Origin of the sequence: Roseivirga seohaensis (assembly GCF_001592945.1) — a bacterium.
Taxonomy (GTDB): domain Bacteria; phylum Bacteroidota; class Bacteroidia; order Cytophagales; family Cyclobacteriaceae; genus Roseivirga; species Roseivirga seohaensis.
The window spans coordinates 247,757-272,583 of sequence record NZ_LRPB01000034.1 but is presented as its reverse complement, the minus strand read 5'-3'; the positions used below and the strand labels follow the sequence as shown (position 1 = coordinate 272,583).

24 protein-coding genes are annotated in these 24,827 nt (G+C 38.8%); 6 read left to right on the top strand and 18 right to left on the bottom strand.

What is annotated here, in order from left to right; translation table 11 throughout:
- Nucleotides 1-20: 20 nt before the first annotated feature.
- Both AWW67_RS11275 and AWW67_RS11270 read right to left on the bottom strand, forming a co-directional pair.
- On the bottom strand, nucleotides 21-395 hold the full coding sequence (locus AWW67_RS11275; protein ID WP_053224521.1) for a hypothetical protein: 375 nt from the start codon (nucleotides 393-395) through the stop codon (nucleotides 21-23).
- A 105-nt stretch (nucleotides 396-500) separates the two neighbouring features.
- Nucleotides 501-1,001, bottom strand: coding sequence for a hypothetical protein (locus AWW67_RS11270; RefSeq protein WP_260311423.1), 501 nt, complete (start codon nucleotides 999-1,001; stop codon nucleotides 501-503).
- Nucleotides 1,002-1,303: 302 nt separating this feature from the next.
- Here AWW67_RS11270 and AWW67_RS11265 point away from each other — a divergent pair, with 302 nt between their 5' ends.
- Entirely contained in the window at nucleotides 1,304-1,864 is a 561-nt protein-coding gene (locus tag AWW67_RS11265; RefSeq protein ID WP_053224520.1) for an acyl-CoA thioesterase, read from the top strand.
- Nucleotides 1,865-1,871: 7 nt separating this feature from the next.
- On the opposite strand, the gene AWW67_RS11260 is transcribed toward AWW67_RS11265, so the two are convergent.
- Genes AWW67_RS11260 through moaA form a run of 5 tightly spaced genes read right to left on the bottom strand, consistent with a single transcriptional unit; the run spans nucleotide 1,872 to nucleotide 5,918 of the window.
- Nucleotides 1,872-2,933, bottom strand: coding sequence for a WD40/YVTN/BNR-like repeat-containing protein (locus AWW67_RS11260; RefSeq protein WP_062301833.1), 1,062 nt, complete (start codon nucleotides 2,931-2,933; stop codon nucleotides 1,872-1,874).
- The gene (locus AWW67_RS11255) at nucleotides 2,933-3,187 is read right to left on the bottom strand and encodes a ubiquitin family protein (RefSeq protein ID WP_141655439.1); all 255 of its coding nucleotides are present in this window, start codon (nucleotides 3,185-3,187) and stop codon (nucleotides 2,933-2,935) included. Before AWW67_RS11255 ends, AWW67_RS11260 begins: the two co-directional genes overlap by 1 nt.
- 53 nt (nucleotides 3,188-3,240) lie before the next feature.
- Nucleotides 3,241-3,717, bottom strand: coding sequence for a cyclic pyranopterin monophosphate synthase MoaC (gene moaC / locus AWW67_RS11250; protein ID WP_062301830.1), 477 nt, complete (start codon nucleotides 3,715-3,717; stop codon nucleotides 3,241-3,243).
- Nucleotides 3,714-4,928: a molybdopterin molybdotransferase MoeA gene (locus AWW67_RS11245; protein WP_062301829.1), complete on the bottom strand. Its 1,215-nt coding sequence runs from the start codon at nucleotides 4,926-4,928 to the stop codon at nucleotides 3,714-3,716. Before AWW67_RS11245 ends, moaC begins: the two co-directional genes overlap by 4 nt.
- A gap of 9 nt (nucleotides 4,929-4,937) precedes the next feature.
- The gene (gene moaA, locus AWW67_RS11240) at nucleotides 4,938-5,918 is read right to left on the bottom strand and encodes a GTP 3',8-cyclase MoaA (protein WP_062301827.1); all 981 of its coding nucleotides are present in this window, start codon (nucleotides 5,916-5,918) and stop codon (nucleotides 4,938-4,940) included.
- A gap of 36 nt (nucleotides 5,919-5,954) precedes the next feature.
- Here moaA and AWW67_RS11235 point away from each other — a divergent pair, with 36 nt between their 5' ends.
- A complete protein-coding gene (locus AWW67_RS11235) occupies nucleotides 5,955-6,959 on the top strand; it encodes an XdhC family protein (protein ID WP_062301826.1) in 1,005 nt (334 codons plus the stop codon).
- Nucleotides 6,960-6,986: 27 nt separating this feature from the next.
- Here AWW67_RS11235 and AWW67_RS11230 read toward each other — a convergent pair whose 3' ends face one another.
- The 8 genes from AWW67_RS11230 to AWW67_RS11195 form a co-directional block, all read right to left on the bottom strand.
- A complete protein-coding gene (locus AWW67_RS11230) occupies nucleotides 6,987-7,850 on the bottom strand; it encodes a hypothetical protein (RefSeq protein WP_062301824.1) in 864 nt (287 codons plus the stop codon).
- Between the two features lie 54 nt (nucleotides 7,851-7,904).
- Entirely contained in the window at nucleotides 7,905-8,522 is a 618-nt protein-coding gene (locus AWW67_RS11225) for a hypothetical protein (RefSeq protein ID WP_062301823.1), read from the bottom strand.
- Nucleotides 8,519-8,887, bottom strand: coding sequence for a DUF1801 domain-containing protein (locus tag AWW67_RS11220; RefSeq protein WP_062301821.1), 369 nt, complete (start codon nucleotides 8,885-8,887; stop codon nucleotides 8,519-8,521). The genes AWW67_RS11225 and AWW67_RS11220 overlap by 4 nt, the downstream gene beginning before the upstream one ends.
- Nucleotides 8,877-9,299, bottom strand: a complete 423-nt coding sequence (locus AWW67_RS11215) for a hypothetical protein (RefSeq protein ID WP_062301820.1) — start codon at nucleotides 9,297-9,299, stop codon at nucleotides 8,877-8,879. The genes AWW67_RS11220 and AWW67_RS11215 overlap by 11 nt, the downstream gene beginning before the upstream one ends.
- Nucleotides 9,300-9,345: 46 nt before the next feature.
- The gene (locus AWW67_RS11210) at nucleotides 9,346-10,314 is read right to left on the bottom strand and encodes an NAD(P)-dependent alcohol dehydrogenase (protein ID WP_062301819.1); all 969 of its coding nucleotides are present in this window, start codon (nucleotides 10,312-10,314) and stop codon (nucleotides 9,346-9,348) included.
- 156 nt (nucleotides 10,315-10,470) lie between these two features.
- Nucleotides 10,471-12,981: a YbcC family protein gene (locus AWW67_RS11205; RefSeq protein WP_071387124.1), complete on the bottom strand. Its 2,511-nt coding sequence runs from the start codon at nucleotides 12,979-12,981 to the stop codon at nucleotides 10,471-10,473.
- Between the two features lie 34 nt (nucleotides 12,982-13,015).
- Entirely contained in the window at nucleotides 13,016-14,695 is a 1,680-nt protein-coding gene (locus AWW67_RS11200) for a proton-conducting transporter transmembrane domain-containing protein (protein WP_082794025.1), read from the bottom strand.
- Between the two features lie 26 nt (nucleotides 14,696-14,721).
- Entirely contained in the window at nucleotides 14,722-15,027 is a 306-nt protein-coding gene (locus tag AWW67_RS11195; RefSeq protein WP_245620831.1) for a hypothetical protein, read from the bottom strand.
- Nucleotides 15,028-15,116: 89 nt separating this feature from the next.
- Here AWW67_RS11195 and AWW67_RS11190 point away from each other — a divergent pair, with 89 nt between their 5' ends.
- The gene (locus tag AWW67_RS11190) at nucleotides 15,117-16,010 is read left to right on the top strand and encodes a LysR substrate-binding domain-containing protein (RefSeq protein ID WP_062301817.1); all 894 of its coding nucleotides are present in this window, start codon (nucleotides 15,117-15,119) and stop codon (nucleotides 16,008-16,010) included.
- Between the two features lie 189 nt (nucleotides 16,011-16,199).
- On the opposite strand, the gene AWW67_RS11185 is transcribed toward AWW67_RS11190, so the two are convergent.
- From AWW67_RS11185 to AWW67_RS11175, 3 genes are all read right to left on the bottom strand, one after another.
- A complete protein-coding gene (locus AWW67_RS11185; RefSeq protein WP_062301816.1) occupies nucleotides 16,200-16,832 on the bottom strand; it encodes an SDR family oxidoreductase in 633 nt (210 codons plus the stop codon).
- Nucleotides 16,833-17,087: 255 nt separating this feature from the next.
- Entirely contained in the window at nucleotides 17,088-19,100 is a 2,013-nt protein-coding gene (locus AWW67_RS11180) for a M13 family metallopeptidase (RefSeq protein WP_062301810.1), read from the bottom strand.
- 160 nt (nucleotides 19,101-19,260) lie between these two features.
- Nucleotides 19,261-20,127: a hypothetical protein gene (locus AWW67_RS11175; RefSeq protein ID WP_062301807.1), complete on the bottom strand. Its 867-nt coding sequence runs from the start codon at nucleotides 20,125-20,127 to the stop codon at nucleotides 19,261-19,263.
- A 306-nt stretch (nucleotides 20,128-20,433) separates the two neighbouring features.
- On the opposite strand from AWW67_RS11175, the gene AWW67_RS11170 reads away from it, so the two are divergent.
- The 3 genes from AWW67_RS11170 to AWW67_RS11160 all read left to right on the top strand — a co-directional run bounded on the left by AWW67_RS11170 (nucleotide 20,434) and on the right by AWW67_RS11160 (nucleotide 24,492).
- Entirely contained in the window at nucleotides 20,434-21,018 is a 585-nt protein-coding gene (locus AWW67_RS11170; protein WP_071387123.1) for a superoxide dismutase family protein, read from the top strand.
- Nucleotides 21,019-21,285: 267 nt separating this feature from the next.
- On the top strand, nucleotides 21,286-23,640 hold the full coding sequence (locus AWW67_RS11165; protein WP_062301806.1) for a TonB-dependent receptor: 2,355 nt from the start codon (nucleotides 21,286-21,288) through the stop codon (nucleotides 23,638-23,640).
- Between the two features lie 15 nt (nucleotides 23,641-23,655).
- Nucleotides 23,656-24,492 (top strand): DUF4249 domain-containing protein, encoded by an 837-nt coding sequence (locus tag AWW67_RS11160; RefSeq protein ID WP_062301804.1) that lies wholly within the window; start codon nucleotides 23,656-23,658, stop codon nucleotides 24,490-24,492.
- Nucleotides 24,493-24,827 lie beyond the last annotated feature (335 nt).

The following is a 24,827-nucleotide window of genomic DNA, read 5'->3' as shown; positions in this document are numbered from 1 at the left end:
TTTGATAATTCAAACTCAATTTAGATTTTTACAAGCTCAGCTTGAATGTTATACTTTTCTATAATGCGCTGAGTGAACTGCATGCTACCGTGTGGAACATAAATCTGAAATTCACCACTTTTCATTTTAGCCAATAGTTCAAGTACTTTCCATTTGCTGGCTAATTCACCAGGGTCAACATCTTTCTTAGAGATTTCGAAATAACCTTTACCTCCCCATTTTTCACCTGTAATGTCAGGGATTAATTCAGATTCGTGATTTTGGCCTACGATACTTGCAGGTGCTTCATAAGGTTCAATAGTGGCTTTAATGTCAGTGTAACCTCTGCGCAAAAGCTTACTAATTACTTCTTCAATTTTCTCATCGTACTTTGAACCTTTAGATTCTGCTGTCATAACTTCTTTTTTGGATTAGAAATCCGTTCAATTAAACAATATATTCAAAAAAGCAGGATTGACGTTTGTTGATCAAACCCTACCTTCTATAAATTCTAATAGATTTTAATTTCCCTCCGGTGGGGTAATCATAATATGTGCCCGGTGTGTACCAGGGAACATCAACCAAGGATGACCAGGGCCATTTGGTCGTAAGGGTAATCCTGTCGAAGCCTGAGTAGCTTTAGGCGTGTAGATTACGTATCTATAACTCGCGCCTTCAATTTCCTCTGTATCAGGATTATATTTGGCATTTTGGCCATAATAGATGTGAAGTACAGAGCCATAGTTTGGCATTTTTAAAGTGCCAGCCTCAGCTTCTTCTTCTCTTATATTAAGTATTTCTGCTCGGCCTTTTCCTTTCGATTTTAAATCACGCCCGCGGGTCATAAAAGGTTCGGCATCAACACCATAACAAACTACCTCAAATCCTTCTTGATTTGGGTCGTCTGAGCGAACAATGAAACCGTTTGTTCCTTCACGCAGGGTGATAAACTTTCCATCTTCATCAAATCCATATACATGAGCCCCATCTCTTACTTCAACAGGTGCAGCAAGCAATGCCATTTTTATTTGATCTTCCTTATTGTCTTGAGCATTGCAGCTGACGCATAAGGCTAGTGAAAAACAGAATGAGATAAACTTTAGGGATTTCATTTGCGCAGATATGCCGCAATATACAAATTGTCTAGCATTTAACAGAATATAACGCTCAATAGAATTAATTAATAGTAAATAAATTGTTATGTTGGAAGGTTTTTCAAAAATAGGAAGCCCCAATTTCGCGCTTCAAACCTTATTAGCGTGGAATAGGTGTGGCCTAAATTGAAAAGTTTCCTCATCTTTAGCCCTATTGAGAATATCGTTATATGGAAAAATCAATTTACCGCACTGTTAATTATTCTAAAACCCTGATTACCGAATTAATGATTCCTTCTTACGCTAATTTTGGAGGTAAAATTCATGGGGGAACGATTCTGTCATTAATGGACAAGGTGGCTTACGCATGTTCGGCCAAGCATGCCGGTGGTTATTGCGTTACGGCTTCAATGAATGTGGTCGATTTTTTAGCACCTGTTGAGGTAGGCGACTTGGTGCATTTGCATGCTTCTGTAAATCACGTAGGTACTTCTTCTGTAACGGTGGGAATAAGAGTAGAGGCGGAGAGTATTATTACGGGTGAAATCAGACATACAAACTCTTCATACTTCACTATGGTGCGCTTGGATGCAACTTCTAAGAAGGCAATTCCAGTTCCAGGTTTAATTTTGGAAACCAGAGAGGACATGAGGCGATTTTTAGAGGCGATGAAACGTAAAGAATTGGTGCAGGAATACAAGGCCAACTTCAAAAACACTGTGGATAGCTTAGACCTAGATCATATTGAAGAATTGCTGAAGGGCCAGAACTGCCAGATTCAAGGGGCTTGAGCTAATTTTATTCAGAAATAATAGCCACACAGCGTACCGCACTCAAGTTCTGACTTATAGTAGTCCAATGCTGGCCTTTGTCCATCGAGGCATAGAGGTTGCCATTGTTTGTACCGAAGGCCAAAGTATTACCCTTGATGTCCATTGCATCGCGCAAAACCAAATCAAATGCAGGTTTAGGTAGTCCGTTTTCGAGCGACTCCCAGTTTTGCCCAGCATCTTTTGTATAATAAACGGCTAGTTTTTGATGATGTGGAATTCTCAAATGATCGCTCTGAGCCGGAATTACCCAAGCCTCTAAATCATTGTCTTCCGCAATGGCCATCGCAAAACCATAGACTGCTTTTCCTTTATGATCAGTAATGTCTTGCCAAGTTTTCCCTAGGTCTTCAGAGCGGTAGATTCCACAATGGTTTTGTTGCCAAAGCACATTGGAATTCAATTTTGATTGGCAAATCGTATGCGGATCGTGGCCTACTACGCTTTCTGTATTGGGTAAAAAGAAGGCTTTGAGCCCCGTATTGGTCGGTTGCCAAGTAATGCCACCATCATAAGTTTGAAAAACACCTGCACAACTAATGCCCACAATTAAATGGTTTTCATTTTCTGAATTGGAAAGAACGGTATGTAAAAATGGAGAGTTGCTTCCTTTTCCACCACCTTGCCAACTTGCGCGAGAAGGATGGTTGCTAAGGCCATTCATTTCGTTCCAACTTTTGCCTAAATCATCAGAATAAAATAAGGCAGCGGGTTCAGCGCCAATATAGAGACGTTGAATACTGCCAATATTTTGAGACTCAATCGTCCAAATGGATTTGAGTGTAAAGGGGCTTTCTGTTGAAAATTTGGGGCTGCTCACTTCGGTAAATGTTTCGCCCATATTTGCTGAAACATAAACCTTTGGTCCCCAGTGTTTGTGGTTAATGGCTACCCACCAATTTTGATTCTTATCGGTATGAAAAGCACCAATAGGCATTCCAATAAAGTGAATGTCGACCAAAACCCACTCGCTGTTTACCGCTTGCTTGTAAATAAGCAAACCCTTATCTGTGCCTACTGCTAACTTCATTATCCTCCTGATATGGCTTGTATAATGTGGATTTGAGCGGATTTTGGTAATACTGAATGTGCCTTCTCGTTATAAGGTTCATCGTCAATATAGAACTTTACGTGTTCTCTGATCTGACCTTTTTCGTCAGCCAAATAGCCTTGTATTCCTTGGTGTTTTTTCTCTAGTTCCGAAAGAAGTATTTCAATGCTGTCCGCTTCAATGTATTCTTCCTTTAAGTTAGGGAAGAAGGTTTTGAGGGCAGATGTAAACATTACATGAGGCATAAACTCAAAGCTATTAAAATCTGTAAGAATTCAATTCAAAATTAAGCTTGGCCAAAATCACTTTTCCCGCCTGTCTTTTTGATCAAACGGGTGTTTTCAATTTCGATATTATGAGAAAATGCTTTGCACATATCATAAACCGTTAAGGCAGCCACCGATGCGCCAGTCAAAGCTTCCATTTCAACCCCGGTTTTTCCAAAGGTTCTGGCCTCGCAGGTAATTTCAACCCTAAGATTTTCTAATAATTTGATGTCAATTTCAACTTTGCTCAAAGGCAGATTATGACAAAGTGGAATCAATTCAGAAGTTCTTTTTGTGCCTTGAATGCCGGCAATAATGGCGGTTTGAAAAACAGGGCCTTTCAAAGTTTTGATTTCACCTTCAGCAATATGAGCCTTCATTTCTTCTGGCAGTTGAACAATACTTTGAGCAATGGCGGTACGTTTGGTCTCTGCTTTATCGCCAACATCTACCATGGTGGGCTTGTTCCGATCTATATGGGTGAATTCTTTGCTCATGATTTAAACAGATTTCTAAAAGGTACAAAATCGTAGACTTCTCCTGCTTTGAAATCCGATTTTTCAGCAGGAAGAATTACGAAACCATCGGCCACAGCAAGATTAGCGAAATCTCCCGATCCATGTCCAATAAATGGTGAAGCTGTTAAGGTTCCGTTTTCATCAATATCAATGGCGCATTCTAAAAAGTAGGTTAGTGGGGGTGGAAAATTGACTTCTTTGTTGAGTTTCACTTTAATGCTTTTTGATTCAACCTTCAGCGAAGCATTTACCCAAGCTTGAATATAAACTGATGCGCACATAAATGATGAAACGGGGTTGCCTGGCAAGGCAAAAATGGTGCTTCCACTAGGCGCGATACCAAACCAAAAGGGCTTTCCTGGTCGCTGATTTACTTTGTGAAAATGCTTCTGAACACCCAATTCTTCTAAAATTTCAGGCAGGTAGTCAAACTTTCCTTTCGACACACCACCCGATAAAACGATGCATTGATAGGTTTTGATCAAGGCTGCCAAATCCTCTTTCATCACAGCCTTGTTGTCGTTCATGTGATGCATGGAGGTTTCGATTCCATATTGATTGAGCAAAGCCTGCACTCCATAATTTCCAGACCTTCTGATTTGATGCGCTTCAGGCGTACTTTCAATGGGTACTAATTCATCGCCAGTGGTAATTATCACCGCTTTGGGCGGAATAAGTACTGAAAGTTCAGCTTTACCAATGGCTGCTGCAATATTCATTTCTGGAGCGCCTAATCGAATTCCTTTTTTAAGAAGGGTGTCACCTAATTGTTTATCCATTCCTTTGAAATGGACATTCTGTTGAGGTTTAATCGTTTCAATATTTATGGTTGCGGTATCATCGGTAATCGATATGTCTTCGTAGCGAATAACGGTATCTAAGCCAATGGGCATCATGGCACCCGTCATAATTTGGACACATTTAGCTTCATTCTTGACGGTGTATTGTGGTGTGCCTGCCGAAATAGTTTTTTCGATTTTAAAGCTACGTTGCCCTTTTTCGAACTCGGAAAAGGTAATGGCAACTCCGTCCATCGTTACTCGGTCGAAAGGAGGGAAGGGACGATCGGCTTTGAGGTCTTCGTTTAAAATTAGACCTACACAGTCCTTTAATTCCCTTTGTTCAACCAAGGGAATGAAAGGGTGACTTTTAACAATATTAAGTGCTTCTGTAAACTGAATGAATTCCATAAGGTGATTTTATCCGCCAATGGTGGCCATTGATTCAAAAGGGTTTGATGATTTTTGTTGAGCTTCGAAGCCGTCTTTCGCTCGGTTGCTAAACAGCGTTCTGAATTGATTTCTAATCTCTTCGTCCGTAGCACCAGCTCGCATAAAGTCTATAAAACTGAAGCTTCCTCCATCGTAAAGACAGGTTTTTAGTTCGCCTTTGGGCGTTAGTCTTATTCTGTCGCAGGAATGGCAAATGGTACGTGTATAGGCTGGAATAATTCCAAAGCTTCCTTTGGCATTCGGTAATTGATAATTGAGCGAAGTAGAGCTCTCTGCGTCAGTAAGTTTTTCAACATTAGGATGATGACCTTGAATATGCGCTAGAATTTGTCGGGCATTCCAGGTGATTGGCGTGAATTTTTTCCCACCTCCGTTGAAAGGCATTTCTTCAATAAAACGAACGCTTACTTTATGTTGTAAAGTGAGTTCGCACATGGGGATGATGTCTTCCAAATTGTGCTCTTCCATCACTACCATATTGATTTTGGTGGTAATTCCTGAGTCCATCAGCGCCTGAAACGAATTCATTACCTGATCAAATTCGTCCCTTCTGGTGATTTTTAGAAACCGCTCCTTATCCAAGCAATCAAGACTAAGGTTGATGGCGTCTATACCAATGGCTTTGAGTTTGGGTAAATGCTCAATTAAGCTGGTGCCGTTAGTGGTAATGTTCACAGAATCAACACCTTCAATAGCACTGATATTTTCAATCAACTCCATTATGTTCTTACGAACGAAAGGTTCGCCCCCCGTAATTCTCACCTTATTGATGCCCATTTCGGCCAGAATACGCGTCAGCCTTTCCATTTCTTCAAAAGAAAGAATTTGACTCCGATGGCTGAAATTCAGTCCTTCTTCTGGCATACAATAAAAGCAGCGCAGATTGCACCTTTCGGTTACTCCTAATCTCAAATATCTGAGTTGTCTGCCGTGATTATCGTAAAGCAAGTGTATCTTCGTTTTTAGGGTGAATAATGGCCAGCAATGATTGATATAGTTTCAAGTATACGCAAATTAAATAGAGAAGGGCAAACTCTTGCCATAGCTTCGGTAATCAATACATGGAAAAGTTCGCCAAGACCAGTGGGCTCTGCCTTGATTATTTCCGAAAACGGAGAAATGACAGGTTCTGTGAGTGGCGGTTGCGTGGAAGGTGCTGTAGTGAAAAAAGCACTCGAAATTATTAAAAGTCAGAAGGCTGAAGTGCTTCATTTTGGTATTTCCGATGCTGATGCTTGGGAAGTAGGTTTGAGCTGCGGTGGGGCATTGGATGTATTTGTTCAACCTTTTTACCCTAAAGAAATTTGGAATGACATGGATGAGCTTTTAAAGCAAGATGAAGGCTTTATGCTTTTATCTACTTTGGAAGAAAACCCTCAGTATTCCATCGTAAAAGCCAATGGAGAAAGCATTGGAGCTGCCTTTGAAAAATCCCTTTTGCCTGAATTGGAGCAAGCTTTTTATGAAGGAGACAGCAAAGTGTTAAGCTCAGGGAATCATTTCGTTCAGGTGTTTTCGAAAAGGCCGGTCATGTTACTAATTGGTTCGGCACATATTACCGTAGAGCTGACGGAGTTGGCGCATATGTTTGGTTTCGAAACATTAATGATTGACCCAAGGGCTACTTTTGCAAGCAAAACTCAGTATAAAGAAAAACCTCAAACCATCCATATACAATGGCCTCAGGAAGTGTTGCCCAACTTAAAATTGGATAAGAACACTTATGCCGTAATTCTTTCTCACGACCCGAAAATAGATGACGAGGCTTTGAAGATTTTGCTAAAATCTAAGGTGGCTTATATCGGTGCTTTAGGCAGCCGGAAAACGCACGCCAAGCGTATTGAAAGATTAAAGGAATATGGGTTTAGTTCCGAAGAAATTGATGGTATTCATGCACCCATAGGGATTGATATTGGCTCCAAATTACCCCGAGAAATTGCTTTGAGTGTAATGGGAGAGGTGATTAAAGTGAAGAATGGTGGCAGGTAAGAATTACCCTAAAACGCATTGAAATTTCTATTTGATTAAGAATGTGTACTTAGTTGGATGATTACTGTTCCTAATCTCAATAGGTTCGAACTTGGAAATGTCAATATTGACATACTGCTCTGAGGGGTGGTTAAGGCAAATGATTGACTCAATTACTCCCTGATTGGTAGCATATATGATTATGGGTAATGGAGCTTTAATATCTATTTTTTCAGACTTCAACACTTTCTTAATCTTCTTAACGATATCAGGGTTAATCATTGAGCCGTCATCATTAACTATTTGTTTGAAATAGTACCCGTTACCAATAGTTGAATCTTTGGCAATTGCAGGATTCATGGCCTGAATTTTTGATGCAATGTATTTGAAGCCACTATTCTCTTTATCTTTTTTGATATCGGCTTGTGTCTTCTCATTTGGAAGCAGTGTTGAAATAGCTTCAACAGTTTTTATCATCTCACTATAAAGGGCTTCAGTATAATCCCAAGGCCCCAGTTCTAACTTTCTAGCAAAGGTTGCTACCGAAATAGTTTGCTCTTCTTGAAACATATAGTTGAGGATACTAGAAGAACTATTGATTTCAAGCGAAATGAGGTTGTCTTGTTTTTTGACTTGAAAACTATTGGAGTTTAACTCTTCAAGAGGAATTTCATTTAACCATTGGTAGAAATGAATTTCACCCTGTTTTGACTGCCTTATGTCTTGAATAAACAAATTGTTTTTGGTAGAGTCAATTTTGAAAAAATATTTCGAAAAAGTATCGAATACTGGAGCTTTAACCTCTTTATCTGTTAAGGGAAGACTGTTAAGATTGTAGAGTGGATTTTGCCCATGGACACTATTGATTATGAATAGAGTATATGTGAATAGTATGGCTACTTTTCTTTTCATGATGAATTTGATTAACCGATTCTAAAATAGAAATATAATTCCTAATTTTTAGAGTCAATCAATTCTTTTTATAAACTCTTCCTCCAACTTATTCAGTTTCTTTACAATCAAATCACGATTTTTAGAGGATTTCACCCATTGTGGAAGGTTGGTAATCATGGAGTATTTATGTCTGCTGTTGTCTTCTCTTAATTTGGAACTCACATAGTCCCTTAAGTAGGTGAGGTGTTCTAGGTTATAGAGCCATAGTACGTTATCTTTCACATCAGTTTGAAGCCAAAGGTCGAAGCCAAAATAGGGGTCGGTGGGTTTATTAGATATGTACCGGTACCATGCAATCTCATATTCTCTTGTTTGTTGACAGGTTTCGCAAGTAACTTTTGTGTTTGGATAAGGTTTTTTGGTGGGTTCTGTAGAATGACAAACTTTAGTTCCGCAATGGCCACAGCTTTGATTTACAAAACCTTGCAGATGGCCAGCCCATTGGTCATTTCCTGATTGATGAAAGCCGCAGTAACCACAAGTGCATTTCGATTGATGATTTAAGGGAAATGGAATACTGTACTTCCTAGGTTGGGAATTGACCAAAGCAGGTTCTGTACATTTCGGGCATGTGATCCAAATGTTTTCACTGAAATAGACAGTAGGGTAGGCAGGCTGATTAAATTTCATTTGATTTTGATTATTCCTTTTCTGTATAAATCCAGCGCGCTCTGAAGAAGCATTTCTATGGTGTTTTTGGGTAAATCTGCATTGGGGTTTACCCTGAAAATCTTCATTCTAGACCTTGTGCCGGTTTCTAACTTTGGGTGATCTAATAATTTTCCTTCCACAAAAAGAATGTAGGGTTCGTCTGTTTTTTTATCTGTCCACAAATAGCAAAACATTTTCTTCTTGAAGCAGAAGCAAGGCATTCCATACTTTTTGGTTTCGGTTACTTCATCGTCCTGATTCAGGATAAGGCTTCGTAAAGCCAGTAAACAGCTTTTGTTCGGTTCTTCTTTGTCTAGGTAATAACTATCAAAATCACTGATCATTTTTTCTGCTTTCAATGGCTTGGCGTAAACAAAGTATGGCGAGAATGGCGGTTACAATGGAAAATGATTTCTCGAAAGAGGTTTCAGCAAGGGCATTTCCTAAAGTGTTGAGTACAAATATTATGAATAAAACCCAGAGGCAAATTCGGGCAGTATTTTTGAGCTTTGGGGCTTTTGTGCGGTTTGAGTGAATGAGCACTGCCATGATGGATAGAGTCGTTACGAAAAATGATATAAACTCGAAGCCCAAGAGTTGGTTTTTTGTTTCCATTCTTCCACCCCATAAAAACTCAATAGGCGCGTAGTGGAAAAGAACGATACCAATGATGATAGCCAAATGAAAAAGAGCCAGTAGGCTGAATATTACCAGACTTAGGTTTGTGGCTACTTTGAAGCTAATGAGGTTCTTCATTTTTTAAAGTAAAAGTTTTTTTGGTTAGCATAAGTGGTTAGCAATTTTAGTTTAATTTATCACCGCCATCTTGCCAAATCATGACCACTTTTCCTTTGGTGCGCATGGCTTCAATATAGCCGATTGCTTCCGGGATTTTATGGTACGGGTAAGTTTTTTCTATATGTGGCCGAATACTTCCTGTTTGAATAAGAGAAGCTAGTTTTTCTAAATCGAATGGGTTTGGACTAGCGGTAAATTGGCTTAGCTTAAATTTGCTAAATGCCGAACTCAACAGAAGTGAGATCATGTGATTCATATTAGTAAAGCCTACAACTACTCCTCTTTGTCCTAATCGTTTATAGTCTTTGAGTGTAAGGTTGCCATGTGTATCTACAACTAAATCGTATTTGGCTTTATACTGATGAATATCCACTTGATCATATGCTATGACTTTATCAGCGCCTAATGACTTCACGAATTCGGCACTTTTACTTGAGCACACTGCCGTTACTTGAGCGCCATAGGCTTTAGCAATTTGAACTGCAAAATGGCCAACGCCACCAGAAGAACCGTTAATTAAAACCGATTCTCCTGCTTTAAGTTGACCATGCGTGATAAGGGCTTGTAAAGCTGTTAAACCAGCTATTGGCACAGCTGCCATTTTAGGGAAGTCAATTTCTTTAGGCATTTTCGCACAAACCGCATCCGATACGCAAATGTACTCCGCGAATGCACCTCCTAGCGTTTTCTCTCCGAATACATGGTCACCTACCTTAAAACGACTTACATTACTACCCACCTCTTCTACAATACCAGAAAAGTCAGCGCCCAACACTTTATCTTTTGGTTTTAGCAGTCCGAATGTGAATCGTGCAAAAAAAGGTTTGCCTCTTAATATATGCCAATCGGCTGGGTTGGCAGAATTTGCCAGAACACGGACTAAGATATGACCTTCTTTTATTGTTGGTTTTTCTATTTCCTCTAATTGAAGAACTTCGGGACCACCGTATTTGAGTTTTGTAAACGCTTTCATTTAAATCACTTGACCAGAGTTAAGGGTTTTCTTTACCCAATAATTTGAGAACAATCTAGCAAGATTAAGATTTGATTGAAAGTGGTCTCTAAGGATTGTTGGCCTTCTTTTCTCTAGTTTCGGAAATTATGAAAAAGTGGGCTTTAAAGAACAATCTTAAGCAGCAAGCTTTTCTAACTTTTCCCAAGTAAAATTTCCGCAATACCGGTGTGAAATATTTCCTGTTTTGTCTAGGGTCATTAAAAACAACCAGCCGTTGTCGCACAAATCTCTAATAGCGCGATGTTTTTCAAGAATTGAATTGATGGCTTCGATAGGGGCTTCAATAACAACATTTAGTTTCTGTGGTTCGTGTTGAAATCGCTCTCCATCGTGCAAGGCTTGCAGGGGTAAACCAACACGCAAGTCGCCAGAGTATCCTTCTAAAACTCCCAAGCCTGATGTTACGTTGTGCAAGGTTTTGTTGCCCGAACCATAATTTTTATTGTCGACCACTGAACCGTAGTATTGTAGATTTATCCAACTGGTGACTACCATTGGAGCGGTCATTATTAACTCAAGTACCTCGAAATTTTCATCCTTTGTCCAATCATATGAATGTAAAAAGGCTTTACCTTCAAGATTTAAGTCCATTGTTCTTTGGCGAGGTGCAACCACAAAAGCTGAACAACCGGCAAGTCCCCACTCAGGTCTTACTTGCGACCAATCAGAGCTCCGTACTAATACGGATCGGTCTGTATTATTTTTTTTGCTGTCCGAAAATCGCAATAATCGCTCTGTGCGTGTTGCTTTACCGGCCATGCTTAGCGATTCTTTTAGTAACTCTAAATCTTTTGTTTGTGATAAGGCCACGTCCTGCTCGTTGAAAATAGTCAGGTCATCGGTGGTCGTATCGTGTAAGCAGGCTAGAAAAACAGTGTCAAAAGGAATAAGAATGTTTTCTTTTTGCAAACCTGTTCGCACCTCTTTACTATTAAGTACTGCCGCCACCACACGTGCATTTGCTTCACCCGTGTGGCCTCCGCATGCACCACAATCATACCCAGTAGCATGCGGGTTGTTCACCATGTTAGACCCATGCCCTACAATGAGCACAAATTTGGCAAAGTTACTGGTGAGCGACATAGCTGTAAGGGCGTTTTTCCCCATTTCAATTTGCTTTTCTAAAGAAATACCATAGGTTTCATTATTGATTTTTTGTTCATTAATGTTGATTTTCTTTTTTAGATAATTTGTTTTTGAGAAACCAATTTTATCTGGTTGAGGTACTGGTCGAGTAAGTCCGAATGAATCAATAAAAAGCTTTGGTAGATATGAAATTCCGATGGGGCTAACAAAACTGAAACAGGATATTGCTCCTGACTTGAACGATTTCCAAACTTGCTGTAATTGTTTAGTGAGTATGCGCTTTTTTAACACTTCCGCATGTGTCTTTTCATTTTCCATTTGATCCATAATCTTTGGGCCAGGTGCCAATAATACAGGGCACTGTGCTTCGCCTTCACTATGGCCAATGGGTATATGTTTAATTGGGAAAGCAAAGAAGCCTGCAAACCCAAGGGTTTCAATAGTTTGGTCCACGCATTCTAAATTTCTGCGGTAAATCTCGGAACGTACATCTATGCAGAAAATAGCTTGAGCACTGGCCCGTTCTTTCTTGATAATCTTAGTTGTTTTTTTCTTTTCAAATTTACTAATCAGCTTACGTTGAGTAGCTAAATCGAAAGCCTCTTGCAAGATTAAGTTGTGTGCAACGTCTAAATTAAGCCTCTTTTCTACTTGATTTAGGGTTAGGATTTCACGTGTTTCTTTCCATTTTCTCTTCAATTCAGGGCTACTTAAACTTTCAAATAAACAGGCTTCCCAGCACACCAGTACAGCTAAAAACTCGATGAGCTTTCCGTCTTTTCCTCCGTATAATTCACTGTCCCAGTCTTGTTTTGCGGCAAAAGCTGCCCAACCGCCCACTCTTAACAATAGCCGATGGAGATAAAGAGCAGATTCGTTTTCTACAACATTGAGTTTTTTGAACGCCCATTTAATCGCTTCTAAAGGGTTTTCAGGAATAGAGTTGACTAGTTTTCTGAAATTCTTTAAGCCGCTGAGCTCTGTTGTTCTATCAATTTCTGCCTCAAATTTCCATGCTGAAAATATGCCTTCATTTTTGTTAGCTGCTACCCATCTGGCTTGACCTTTGTCGAAGTAAGAAGCAGCCCAAGTGGAAATTCTTGTGGTTACAAATCGGTTCCAATCTTTTTTCGTTATATCACTGGCTACATCGATTACCGTGGCGATTGCTGTTATTTCAATGCTTTTGTGCACTTCGCTAGCTACGTTTTCTATAAACGCATCCACATTTGTGTTGTAATTCTTTTTGCGTAAAACAAGGGCGATGTCTTCCTTCAATAATTCCCCTTCTTCTAGTTTTTGTAAGTAGAATGAAGCGGGCAAAGTCATTTGAATACCCCCAGCTGCAGCTAACTCTTGAGCTACTTGTTCAAATGGTTTATGGGTATGACCTAAGAAGGGATTTACCGCCACAAAATTTTCTAATGGCCATACCGGAGCAATTTTTTTGCAGACTTTTCTTAATAGTTCTAAAAACTGAGTCTGATCAGGTTTTACATTTTCCAAGAAATAAGAAACTCTATGATTCGTATTTTTCATTTTGCCCTTTATAGGGTTAAGGAAACGCTTCTTATTAGTTATTTGCTGCAATGGGTTGGTTTTCTAATTGAACAGTACTTGTCAAGATATTCTTCTCAAAACATTCTGAGCTATTTACAACTGCTGGTTTTTTCTCAGAACCATATGTATAAAGTGCTCGAACGGTATTGTCAAACAGGGTATTTAAGTAAAAACCATTTCTGAAATGAATAGCCAAAGCCTTGAAAAAGAATGATGAGGTTTGCGAAGGAGCAATAATTTGTATAAATACAGTGGCGGAAAAGGCAATTAGAATAATTACCATTAGAGCTAATGTGCTAAAGTTGGGTTTACTTAATTCAGGTAATTGAGCGGAAAGTAGCTCATGAGATCCGGCTTCGAGTGTGAAGAAGGCTAAAGCGACCAAAAGCGAAAGTAAGGCTGCGCGAAACAGTAATTTAATACTGCCTGATGAATCTAAGGCACTTGTGAATAACCTTGAAAGCCCAAGCGCAATAATGCTTCCAATGCCTAAAAGCGCGGTTTCGTTTTCTGAGTTAATGCCCCATAGTAGGGCCGAACCTGCGTAAACTCCAAGCCCTAATAATATACCGAGCACAATTCGGAATGGATTTTTTGTTCGTATAGCATCAGAAACTTTGGCAGCTCTTATTATATCGATCGCACTACCTGATGACAAAAATGAGTGTGCTTTGTAAAATGAATGTGCTACTAAGTGAAGCATTGCTGCAGAGTATACCCCCATGCCACAGGTCATCAAACTGAACCCCATATGAGCGATACTGGAGTACGCAAGGGCAGTTTTAACGGAAGTTTGTGTTAGAAAAGCAACTGAAGCAAATAGTGCTGTAAATCCGCCTATGGCAATAAGTGCCAGTGGTGCAAAAGCACTAGACTCTATTACGTATGCCATTCTGATGATAAGAAATGGCCCGGCATTCAATAAACCTGCATGGAGCAATGCTGAAACAGGAGTAGGGGTTTCCATTACCTCAATTAACCAACCATGAGTCGGGAATTGTGCAGATTTTAAGAGTGCTGCTATAACTAGCAGAATAGCCGCAACTTCTAAATTGGAACTGGTGAATTCTGATATAGAAGTTATTTTTAATTGCTGAAAAATGACTTCTAAATTGCCAGTGTCGAAATGAAGGTATAAAGCTATTAATGCACCGAGTAGGGAAACATCACCTAAGCGAGCCACCAAGAACTTTTTGCGTGCAGCAATAATAGCTCCTGGTCGCTCGTGGTAAAACACTAATAATCTATGAAGTGATATACTTGTGAAAACCCAAGCAAGTAAGAGTAATGCTACGTTACCAGATAAAACCAAAAGTTGCACTGCCGCGATAGTTGCAGCTAAGCGGCCAATAAATGCACCTTGACGGACATCTCCATCTAAATAGTTTTTACTAAAACGTAGAATGATAAAGCTCAATAGAGCAATCATTGAAAACATTAATACACTTACTGAATCTAACCTCAGGCTCAGACCAAATTGCTTATAACCAAAGAATGTAGATTCTATCAAGGGGTGTTGTGATATAAATACACCGCTTATCGCGGCAATTAATATGCTGAAAATCGTAGCTGCCGTAGCTATACTTTTTACATGTTTTGGGCGTAGACCTGGCTGGAAATACGATAGCAGGGCTGTAGCCAAAAATGCTAAAGGAGATAGATAAACAACGTTTACGATGTATTGAACTGTCATGCTAATTAGAATTGGCTAACAAAGTTTTACAACAGCTCTATTGAAACTGAAGAGTTAACCTGTAGATTTTTTTCTTCCATCTTAGCGCAATCAATCCAAGCAATAAGCTCAGCCTTGGCTGTCTTTAATTCATTAATTCTTTTTAATGAATTCTCATCAGGCTTTCCATATCGTATTTCATGACTAAAATTCTTTAGTTTATGAAAGTTGATTTTTTTTGTGATTAAGTGGTTCAGAATATCTTGAGCATCTTCAGGAGAAAATTCTCCTCTTACTAGTTCAAATTGCTTGTTCAGTAAGCTCATAGTTTCTTTAATTTCTATTGACTGCATGTTCTTTGTGTTTTAATGTTTGGCAAAGTTTATAAATCCAATTCATAAGTTTTTATTTATATTTGTTATGTTATGCATAAAATATATTTATGAATTATACCATACATCAATTACAAATCTTTCTGAAGGTGATTCAGACGCAAAGCATTACTAAAGCAGCCGAAGCCCTGTTTATGACTCAGCCTGCAGTTTCTATTCAGTTAAAAAATCTTCAAGATCAGTTTGATATTCCTCTTACAGAAGTGATTGGTAAACAGCTATATATCACCGATTTTGGTAAAGAGATTGCAATAATGGCTGAAAGAGTTATTCAAGAATTAGAGAACATTAATTATAAAACTCAGGCCTATCAAGGTATTATGACTGGCAGATTGAGTATCTCATCTGCCTCTACCGGAAAGTATGTAATTCCTTACTTTTTGTCTGGCTTTTTAGAGCAGCATTCGGGTATAGATTTGGTGCTTGACGTAACTAATAAGAGCAAAGTAATTGAAAGCCTAAAAAAGAATGAAACTGATTTTGCGCTGGTTTCTGTAGTGCCAGACAAACTGCCAATTGAAGAAGAAATACTTGTTGAAAATAAATTGTATTTGGTGGCTAACACACCTATTCGTGATGAAAGTAAACCTCATATTTACAGAGAAAGTGGCTCTGCTACCCGCTTAGCAATGGAAAATTATTTTGAAAGGCATCAGGGTAAACAGCGCAAAAGGTTAGAACTCACTTCAAACGAAGCGGTAAAACAAGCGGTGATTGCAGGCTTAGGGAATTCGATTATGCCGCTTATCGGGCTTAAAAATGAATTATTAAATAACCAAGTATATATTTTGGAATCACCGGGCTTACCGCTTAAAACGCAGTGGCGTTTAATCTGGTTAAAAGGAAAAAAATTATCCCCCATAGGTCAAGCCTTTTTGGCGTTTTTACGTGCAGAAAAACATCAAATTTTGACCAAGAATTTTGATTGGTATTTGAGGTATTGAGTTGAAGTAATTACGAAGCCTGTTAGAGCTTTTTCTATTTGTAGTAATTAAACAACTCTTTAAGCTTTTGTTGGTGACAGGAGACTGACCGAGGATGTTTTAGTCAAATTAAACATCAGAATAATATTTTGGGACAAGGTTTCCGTTTTTAATTCTCGGTCATACTCACAACACCCACAAGGACTAAAATTAGCGCACTGCTGTTTCAATAGGAGTTTCACCCGCTATGATTTCGAAAGTTTGGTTTTGCTGCACACCGTCTTCCAATACTTCTACCAAGGTTTGGGCTACATCGGCCCTTGAAATACTGCCCTGTGAGTCTAGTTTTTCTCTAAGCTGAATTTTGCCTGTACCTTCATTATCTGTAAGGCCACCCGGCCGTACAATGCTATACTCCAAGCCGCTATTCCGTAGATGGTTGTCGGCATTTTGTTTTGCCTTTAAGTAATCTTCGAGGTCATCGCTTACCGAAGGATTATCTGCGCCCATGGAGCTTAGCATTACATATTTGTTAACTCCTGCTTTTTTTGCAGCATCCGTCAAGCTTTTGGCTCCTTCTTGATCTACCGCGATTACTTTTTTGCCTTTAGATCCCGCAGCAAAAATTACTTTATCAACTCCAATTACTGCATGGCTCAAATCTTTTTCCAAGTCGGCCAGCACTGCTGCCACACCCTGTTTTTCAAAAGCTTCTTTTTGGTCTTCTTTTCTAACCATGGCGATAGGTCGATAACGGTTTGAGGTTTGAAGTAATTCAACAATAATTTTACCTGTAGTGCCGTTTGCTCCGGCTATTAATATGTTTTGTTTTTCGTTTGTCATGTTTTTTAAATTTGATCAAAGTGATTATTTGTGAATCGTTTCTTACGATTACGATTATTTTTCAACCTTTCTTATGTAAAGTTTGTGAAGTTTTGTTTTAGCCTGCTGGTTGTTTTGACAACATGAAATCACTAGATATGTTCCGAAAAACTCTAATAGACTTAATTGAAAGGGGATTAGATCAAAGCTAAAAAGGGATAAAAAAGAAGGCCATGAATTATTCATCCATGGCCTTGAATTAGTATTCAAATGCTTTTACCAAATCTTAATTCTTTCTTCTACAGGTTTGTAATTAGCATCACCTGGCTGAACATCAAATGCTTCGTAAAAAGGAGTGAAGTTCATTAATGGGCCGTTTACACGCCACATTGGTGGAGAATGGGAATTCGTTTTTACATAGTTGCGTAAATACTCGTCTCGGGTTTTTACTCGCCAAATACGGGCAATGGACATAAAGAAACGTTGGTCGGGTGTATATCCGCCAATCTTTACTGTGTCTTGGCCTTGCTTGGTTAGTTTAAAGGCATCGTAAGCAATTGAAATTCCACCATTATCTGCCGTGTTTTCTCCAACGGATAATGCACCTTTTAAATGCAAACTGTCCAACACAGTATAAGAACTGTATCGGTCGATAATCAATTGAGTTTTGGCCTGGAACTTCTCGTAATCTTCGTCAGTCCACCAGTTTTTCACATTTCCATCTTTGTCAAATTGAGCACCTTGATCGTCAAAAGCATGGGTCAATTCATGGCCAATTACCATTCCAATTCCACCATAATTAATGGCATCATCGGCTTGTAAATCAAAGTAAGGGAATTGTAAAATGCCTGCCGGGAACACAATCTCATTGAGGGGAGGGTTGTAGTAAGCGGTTACAGTCGATGGCGTTGTGCCCCACTCATCTTTGTTAGGGGCTTTGTTCAGTTTATCTAAACCGTACTGATAGTCGTTTTGTCTCAAGGCCACTACATTTTCAAAAAACTTGTCTTTATCTATGTTTACATTCCCGTAGTCTCTCCAAACATCTGGATAGCCAATCTTTTTGGTAATCGTGTATAATTTCTCTTTGGCCTGAACCTTAGTGGCATCACTCATCCAATCAAGCTCGTTAATTCTATTTTCAAAGGCTTTTTGAAGGTTGTTGACCAAATCCAATACCCGGCTTTTGGCTTCTTCATTAAAATATCTTTCTACGTATAATTGGCCTAGCGCAAAACCAAGCTGTCTATCTACCTTGTTTACCATGATTTGAGCGCGTGATTGTTTCACCGCTTGCCCAGAGATGATTTTTGAATATTCGAAAGCTGCCGTTTCAAAAGGCTCGCTTAAGATATCAGCGTAATTAGTTAATACTTTTGCTTTTAAATAGGTCTTCCAATCGGCTAAAGAAACGGAAGGAAGCATGGTGTTGAGTTTCGCATAATAAGCAGGCTGAGCGATATCGACAGAATCGGCTTCTGCACCAAAATGATCTAACAATTTGGACCAACCGATATTGGGTTGATTTATTTTAAGGTCTGCTACTGCGATTTTATTGTAATTGGCTTTTACATTTCTTCGCTCGATACGCGTTTTATGCGCTTCTGCCAATTGCTTCTCTATGCCATAAGCCGTGGAGGTACTTTGTTCTGCATTTTCATTACCTATTAATTCAAATAGCTTAGTTAAGTACGCTTGATAGGCCTTTTGAATTTCAAGGGTAGATTCGTCCGTTTTAAAATAATAATCACGGTCGGGTAAGCCTAAACCTGTCTGTCCAAAATGTAGCATGTTGACACTGCTATTTTCATTGTCGGGAGAGACTCCCATACTGATCAATGAACCGTTCCCCGATTTGTACTCATTGGCCACAAATTCCATCATTGCAGGTATAGAGTTGATGGCGTTGATTTGATCGAGCAAAGATTGAATGGGTTCAAAACCACGTTCGTTGATCAGCGCGGTATTCATGCCTGAACTGTAAAAATCGCCCACCATTTGATCAGCGCTTCCTTTTTCGTGGGTTCCACTAGAAACTTCCTCTAAAATGTTTTCTAAGAGCTTTTTCTGAGGAATATTTAAAAAGCTATAAGAACCAACTCCAGCTTGGTCGTCTGCAATTACAGCGTTGTCGTACCAAGTTTTGTTTACATGGAGGAAAAAGTTATCTCCTGGTTTGATGCTTTCATCGATTCCATCGAATTCGAATTTATTGGCTTCTACCTCTTTTTCCTTGCCGCAGGAAACAAGGGTAAAAAAGGCTAGCGTGAAATAAAATAGTTTTTTCATAGACCTGTTGTGGTTTCTAATGAGGGTCAATACGATACCGCACTCCATCACTAAATTGATCATTCAATCTAATCGTTTTAATTGAATTGGAGTAACCTACTGTGTAATAGGGGTAGAAGGTTTTCTGAAACCAAGAAGTAATAGAGGAATTTGAATAAGTCTAATACTTATCCAATTCGCCATTGAGCCATGCCCATAATCTGCGTAGCCCTTTTTTAGGGGCTTGCTTTTTAATAGCTGTTTTGGCGACTTTTTTAGGTTGCTCGGTAGTTTGTGCAGTTGTTGGCTTTGACTTCTTTTTCTTTGGTGCTGTGGTCTTTAGTTTGGCCTGAACTTTTTCTTTGTAGTGCTTTTCTTTTAGTGCTTTAATGCGCTTTTCTTCAGCCAATTTTTTACGCTTGGCTTCTTGTTCGGCCTTTCTTCTTTCTAATTCAACTGAGTTGGGTCTGCTGCGCTGATTTTGTCTTTTACGATCGTGGGTAGGAGTGTTCCTATTTTGTTTGGTGTTTCGCTGTTTTGGTTTTTCAGCAGCTTCTTTTGTTTCTTCTGGTTTGGCTTTTTCTTTCACTTTAGGTTCGGGTAAATCAATTTTACCCAAAACTTTTAAGCCCTCTAGTTTTAGCTTAGGTGCCTTTATCAATTCAGCATCTTTGTGTTTTTCTTGCGCTTCTTTTTCTAAACTATATACTTTAGGTGTTTCAGTTGGTTCTTTTTGTTCTACTGTTTTGGGCGCTTCTTTAACGGTATTTGGGGTAATAACTTCTTCAGTAGGCGTTTCTATTTCCTCAGTTACTTCCAAGGGGTCTTCAACGGCCTCAACTACCTCAATTTCTGCTTTTGGGCTTGCTACTGCGTTTGATTCTATAGAAGGTTTGGGCATTGGAACGATTGAAAGAATAAGACTTTCCTGTTCTTCGGTCAGTTTGTAATTAGGATCGTTTTCAATCTCGAGTCCATTTTTTGATAAAATGCCAATCAAATATTTGGGTTGAACTTGGAGTTTGCGGGCTAATTGTCTGAGGCGCATGGTATTAATTTAAGCTTGCAAATATAGTAAAGTGCCTTGCGGTAATGCAAAAATTATAAGTGTAGTTCTTGTAAAACCGAAAAAAGGAATGTTTTGATGTGGTTCACCTGAAAGCGAATCATAAATCATGGTAGTTGAGAAGACAGCAACATAGGTTGTTTTATTTGTTTTTTAGAAGCTGAAATGGTTTTACCGTTTGTGTAGAAATTAACTCAAAACCTCTTTTCAACAACTTAATTCAAACACTTCTCATTGTAGTTCTGTTATATAATTTGAACCTTTGAACTTGAATTAAACGAAATGAATATGATGAAAAAACAGATCAACGGAATGCTATTAATTTGTGCTGTGGCAGCCTTGACTTTTGGATGTTCTCAGAGTAAAGAAAAATCTGAAGAAAAAGTAGATTCGGCTACAGAAACGGCTGAAGAATCGCTGGAAAGCGTGATTGTAGACTTAGAAAGTAAAAGCGATAGTCAATTAAAAGGTACGGTTATATTTAAAGAATTGGCCAACGGAAAAATCAATATTGATGTTAATTTGATGAATATTGAACCGGGCGACCATGCCGTACACATTCATGCTATTGGTGATTGTTCTGCTCCTGATGGAACTTCGGCCGGAGGCCACTGGAACCCTATGGGCGTAGATCATGGAAATAGAGCCGAGGGTGGTGATTTTCACCAAGGTGATATTGGAAACCTTACTGTTGGAGAAGATGGAAATGGTTCGCTATCTATGGATGTAGAAGGTTGGACTATTGGCGGAGATGAAAATACCAATATCTTAAACCATGCGGTGATAGTACATGCAGGTCCAGATGATTTTACTTCTCAGCCTGCTGGTGCGGCTGGTCCAAGAATTGGATGCGGTGTAATCTCTCTTAAATAAAAATTAAAACCCTATAATTTGAAAGAGCTTAGTGTTTATCTAAGCTCTTTTTTTATGCCCTTAAATGGGGTTTTAAGAGTAATTTTAACGCTTAATGCTTTATTAGTGAATACAGCTTGCAACTTTTTAGTTATTATTTCGACTAAGCCTAAAGATTATTTTTATTGTCGTCTAAGTGTATTTATCATTTCAATCGTCATTAAAGTGGTTAGTCTATTTTAGGTCTAATTTTTTAAATCAAACAACAGGTCAAACTCTAAATTAATTATGCGAAAATTTTTACTTACGACATGTGTCGTATTGTGTACTGTTCTAGCTTCTGCTCAAGAAAAGGTCACCTTGAACGGATATGTACGAGACGCTTCCAATGGTGAGGAGCTTCTCGGAGTCACGGTTTTAGTAGTTGAAATTGGGAATGGAGTAGTTTCCAATAATTATGGTTTCTATTCCATTACGCTTGCCCCAGGAAACTACACGGTTAAGTACAGTTTTATTGGCTATAAAACCATTGAAAAGAAGATTACGCTGGACAAGGACATTGAATTGAATATTGCTCTTCCAGAAGAATTAACAGAACTGGAAGAGGTAGTGGTTACAGGTGAAAGTCCAGTTGCAAACGTGTCAAGCATTCAAATGAGTAGGAATGACTTGGACATTAAGCAAGTAAAGAAGCTACCTGCACTTTTTGGTGAGCCAGATATTATTAAAACTATTCAAATGCTTCCAGGTGTGATTTCTGCAGGAGAAGGTACTTCCAGTTTCTTTGTTCGTGGCGGAAGTGCAGATCAGAACTTGATTTTAATTGATGAAGCTCCTGTCTATGATCCTTCGCATTTATTCGGACTCTTTTCGGTGTTCAATGCCGATATTATCAAGGATTCAGAACTTTACAAAGGTGGAATTCCCTCTCGTTTTGGTGGAAGGCTATCTTCTATTTTAGACGTAAGAACCCGTGATGGAAACAACAAGGAATTTGAAGGCGAGGCTGGGATTGGTCTTTTGGCCAGTAGTATTTCGGTAGAAGGACCAATTAAGAAAGACGAAAGTTCCTACATATTTTCTGCTCGTAGGTCTTATGTGGATCTGTTTTTACGAGCTGCCAACAATGATAACTTGGTCTATTTTTATGATGTCAACGCCAAGGTAAATTGGAGAGCTAATAACAAAAACCGTTTCTTCCTTTCTGTTTATTCTGGTAGAGATGATTTTTCTTTTGGTGAAGATTTTGGATTTGATTGGGGAAATAAAACAGCCACCTTTCGTTGGAACCACCTCTTTAGCGATAAACTATTTTCTAATACCTCGCTGATTGCTTCAAGCTTCGATTACGGATTGGGGATTGAAGACCCAGTACAAGGAATTCGTTGGGATTCAAACCTACAAGAATATAGCTTCAAAAATGATTTTAACTATTTCGCGAGCCCACAATTCGAATTAGATTTTGGCTACCATGTGACTTATAAGCGTTTCGCTCCTGGTAAAATCACACCTTCAAGCGATGAGTCTATTTTCAAAGCAACGGAATTGCAGCATGAATACGCTCTGGATCATGCATTTTACTTAGGAGCCCAACACGAATTATCTTCAAAACTGACGATGAATTATGGTGCTAGATTATCAGCTTTTCAGAGCATAGGCAAAGGCGATGTGTATTTATATGAAGACCCGAATGACAATATTGACCCAACACGCACCGACACGCTTTCTTTTAAAAGTTTCGAGCCTATCAAAACCTATTTCAATTTTGAACCAAGGTTTTCTATGCGCTATATGCTCAATGAATCTAGCTCTGTAAAGATGAGCTATAACCGAATGGTTCAGAATACGCACTTGATTTCAAGCGGTACAGTGCCTTTGCCTTTTAATACGTGGGCGCCAAGTAGCTATTACCTTAAACCTCAAATTGCCGATCAGGTGGCTCTGGGTTACTTCAAAAACTTAAATGATAATATGTATGAGTTCTCTGTAGAGGCCTATTACAAAACAATGGATAACGTAACCGATTTTGCGGATAACGCGCAGGTTTTCTTTAATACAGATTTAAGTACAGAGTACCGCCAAGGCGATGCAGAGGCTTATGGTTTAGAATTTTTCTTACAGAAGAAAGAAGGCGCACTTACTGGTTTTATTGCCTATACCTTGTCGAAAACAGAGCGAACAATTGAAGGTGTGAATTTAGGTGAAACCTTTTTAGCCAATTACGATAGACGCCATAGCTTAAATATGCTTGCTACATACGATTACAGCGATAAATGGTCGTTTGGTGCTGGTTTTACTTATGGAACAGGAAGGCCAACGACCATTCCTTCAGGAACTTACGAATGGGGAGACGGATATTCTGCCGATGTAATTACAGAAAGAAATGGGTATAATCTGCCTTCGTTCCATAGATTAGATTTAAGTGCTACGCTAACGCCAAAATCAAATGCTCATAAAAAATGGAAAACCTCTTGGGTATTTTCATTATACAATGCCTACAGCCGTAAAAATCCATTCTCGCTGTACACCCGAGTAAAGCAAGATAAAGATGGAAATACCATTGGCGATGGGAATGAAAAAGAAGCTAGAATGATCTATCTGTTCCCAATTCTACCTTCAGTTACTTATAATATCAAATTTTAATCGAGACATATTAAGATGAAAAATCTATATAAATACATACTGTTTTCCTTGACTGTTTTCTTTGTTTCCTGTGAAGAAACCATCGATATCGATACCATTACCTCTGAACCTAAAGTGGTGATTGATGGGGTATTAACGAATAATTCTGAACTCAACTTTATTAAGCTTAGCTATACAAGAGGCTTTTATTCACTTGATCCAAATCCTGCCATTACAGATGCCGTAGTTACCGTTACAGATGATGCAGATAATGAAGTGGTTTATATACATAACCCAAATAATGAGCCATCGAAGAAAGGTTATTATTATCCGCAAACACCTTATGCTGGCAGTATTTGGACAACATACCGCTTAAAAGTGACTGTAGATGGAGTGGATTATACTGCTTCAGAAACTATGTTACCCGTCACCAAAATTGATTCATTAGTAGTAACTATTGATGAAGAAGAAAGGGAAGATCCTGACGAAGAAGGTGAGTTTTATGAGGTATTGTTTTATGCAAAAGAACCTCAGGATAGGGTGGACCATTACCTTTTTAAATTCTATAAGAATGGTTTAACACTCAGGGATTTTGAAGGCGATATCTATTTCTCTGAAGATGAATTTCTAGGAGAAGAAATTAGCGGAATACCTACTGCCGGATATTATAAGCTTGGCCAGTATGCTAAAGTGGAAATGTATAGTATTACCCGAGAGGCATTTATTTACTATAATGATTTATCGAACTTGCTCAACAATGATGGGGGAATGTTTACGCCTCCGCCAGCAAACCCAAGAACAAACTTGTCGAATGGGGCATTCGGATACTTTCAGGTCAGTGCGGTAGATATTATGGAGATAGAAATAAAATAACTCAATTAAGACATTTCACTTTTGTGAGTGATACAAAAACGGGATTGCCAAATGCGGTAATTCCGTTTTTTATTTAACATGGTCTATCGAAAAGGAAAACCTCTTTTGATGGACCCAGAGTTTATTCTTGCCGATAACCAATCCTATGCTAATAAGCCTGAATGTTTGAATTGAAGTGTTTTGTTATTCACCTCAAAGTGTTGGATTGTTCCACAATTTGAAGTGAATCCTATCGCCCTTTATTAAATAGCTAATAATGTAAGTAGCTGTAATTCAGTTGGTGTATTGATATTTGTGCTCTTGGCATGTCTTTTTCAATAAGAAGGGTAAAACAA

What these genes read in the sequence shown, in the direction of transcription:
- AWW67_RS11205 (WP_071387124.1), bottom strand. Translation starts at nt 12,981, where the DNA reads ATGAAAAATACGAATCATAGAGTTTCTTATTTCTTGGAAAATGTAAAA.
- AWW67_RS11275 (WP_053224521.1), bottom strand. Translation starts at nt 395, where the DNA reads ATGACAGCAGAATCTAAAGGTTCAAAGTACGATGAGAAAATTGAAGAA.
- AWW67_RS11245 (WP_062301829.1), bottom strand. Translation starts at nt 4,928, where the DNA reads ATGGAATTCATTCAGTTTACAGAAGCACTTAATATTGTTAAAAGTCAC.
- AWW67_RS11165 (WP_062301806.1), top strand. Translation starts at nt 21,286, where the DNA reads ATGCGAAAATTTTTACTTACGACATGTGTCGTATTGTGTACTGTTCTA.
- AWW67_RS11215 (WP_062301820.1), bottom strand. Translation starts at nt 9,299, where the DNA reads ATGAAGAACCTCATTAGCTTCAAAGTAGCCACAAACCTAAGTCTGGTA.
- AWW67_RS11190 (WP_062301817.1), top strand. Translation starts at nt 15,117, where the DNA reads ATGAATTATACCATACATCAATTACAAATCTTTCTGAAGGTGATTCAG.
- AWW67_RS11230 (WP_062301824.1), bottom strand. Translation starts at nt 7,850, where the DNA reads ATGAAAAGAAAAGTAGCCATACTATTCACATATACTCTATTCATAATC.
- AWW67_RS11170 (WP_071387123.1), top strand. Translation starts at nt 20,434, where the DNA reads ATGATGAAAAAACAGATCAACGGAATGCTATTAATTTGTGCTGTGGCA.
- moaC (WP_062301830.1), bottom strand. Translation starts at nt 3,717, where the DNA reads ATGAGCAAAGAATTCACCCATATAGATCGGAACAAGCCCACCATGGTA.
- AWW67_RS11175 (WP_062301807.1), bottom strand. Translation starts at nt 20,127, where the DNA reads ATGCGCCTCAGACAATTAGCCCGCAAACTCCAAGTTCAACCCAAATAT.
- AWW67_RS11225 (WP_062301823.1), bottom strand. Translation starts at nt 8,522, where the DNA reads ATGAAATTTAATCAGCCTGCCTACCCTACTGTCTATTTCAGTGAAAAC.
- AWW67_RS11270 (WP_260311423.1), bottom strand. Translation starts at nt 1,001, where the DNA reads ATGGCATTGCTTGCTGCACCTGTTGAAGTAAGAGATGGGGCTCATGTA.
- AWW67_RS11220 (WP_062301821.1), bottom strand. Translation starts at nt 8,887, where the DNA reads ATGATCAGTGATTTTGATAGTTATTACCTAGACAAAGAAGAACCGAAC.
- AWW67_RS11195 (WP_245620831.1), bottom strand. Translation starts at nt 15,027, where the DNA reads ATGCAGTCAATAGAAATTAAAGAAACTATGAGCTTACTGAACAAGCAA.
- AWW67_RS11200 (WP_082794025.1), bottom strand. Translation starts at nt 14,695, where the DNA reads ATGACAGTTCAATACATCGTAAACGTTGTTTATCTATCTCCTTTAGCA.
- AWW67_RS11265 (WP_053224520.1), top strand. Translation starts at nt 1,304, where the DNA reads ATGGAAAAATCAATTTACCGCACTGTTAATTATTCTAAAACCCTGATT.
- AWW67_RS11160 (WP_062301804.1), top strand. Translation starts at nt 23,656, where the DNA reads ATGAAAAATCTATATAAATACATACTGTTTTCCTTGACTGTTTTCTTT.
- AWW67_RS11210 (WP_062301819.1), bottom strand. Translation starts at nt 10,314, where the DNA reads ATGAAAGCGTTTACAAAACTCAAATACGGTGGTCCCGAAGTTCTTCAA.
- AWW67_RS11180 (WP_062301810.1), bottom strand. Translation starts at nt 19,100, where the DNA reads ATGAAAAAACTATTTTATTTCACGCTAGCCTTTTTTACCCTTGTTTCC.
- AWW67_RS11185 (WP_062301816.1), bottom strand. Translation starts at nt 16,832, where the DNA reads ATGACAAACGAAAAACAAAACATATTAATAGCCGGAGCAAACGGCACT.
- AWW67_RS11235 (WP_062301826.1), top strand. Translation starts at nt 5,955, where the DNA reads ATGATTGATATAGTTTCAAGTATACGCAAATTAAATAGAGAAGGGCAA.
- AWW67_RS11255 (WP_141655439.1), bottom strand. Translation starts at nt 3,187, where the DNA reads ATGTTTACATCTGCCCTCAAAACCTTCTTCCCTAACTTAAAGGAAGAA.
- AWW67_RS11260 (WP_062301833.1), bottom strand. Translation starts at nt 2,933, where the DNA reads ATGAAGTTAGCAGTAGGCACAGATAAGGGTTTGCTTATTTACAAGCAA.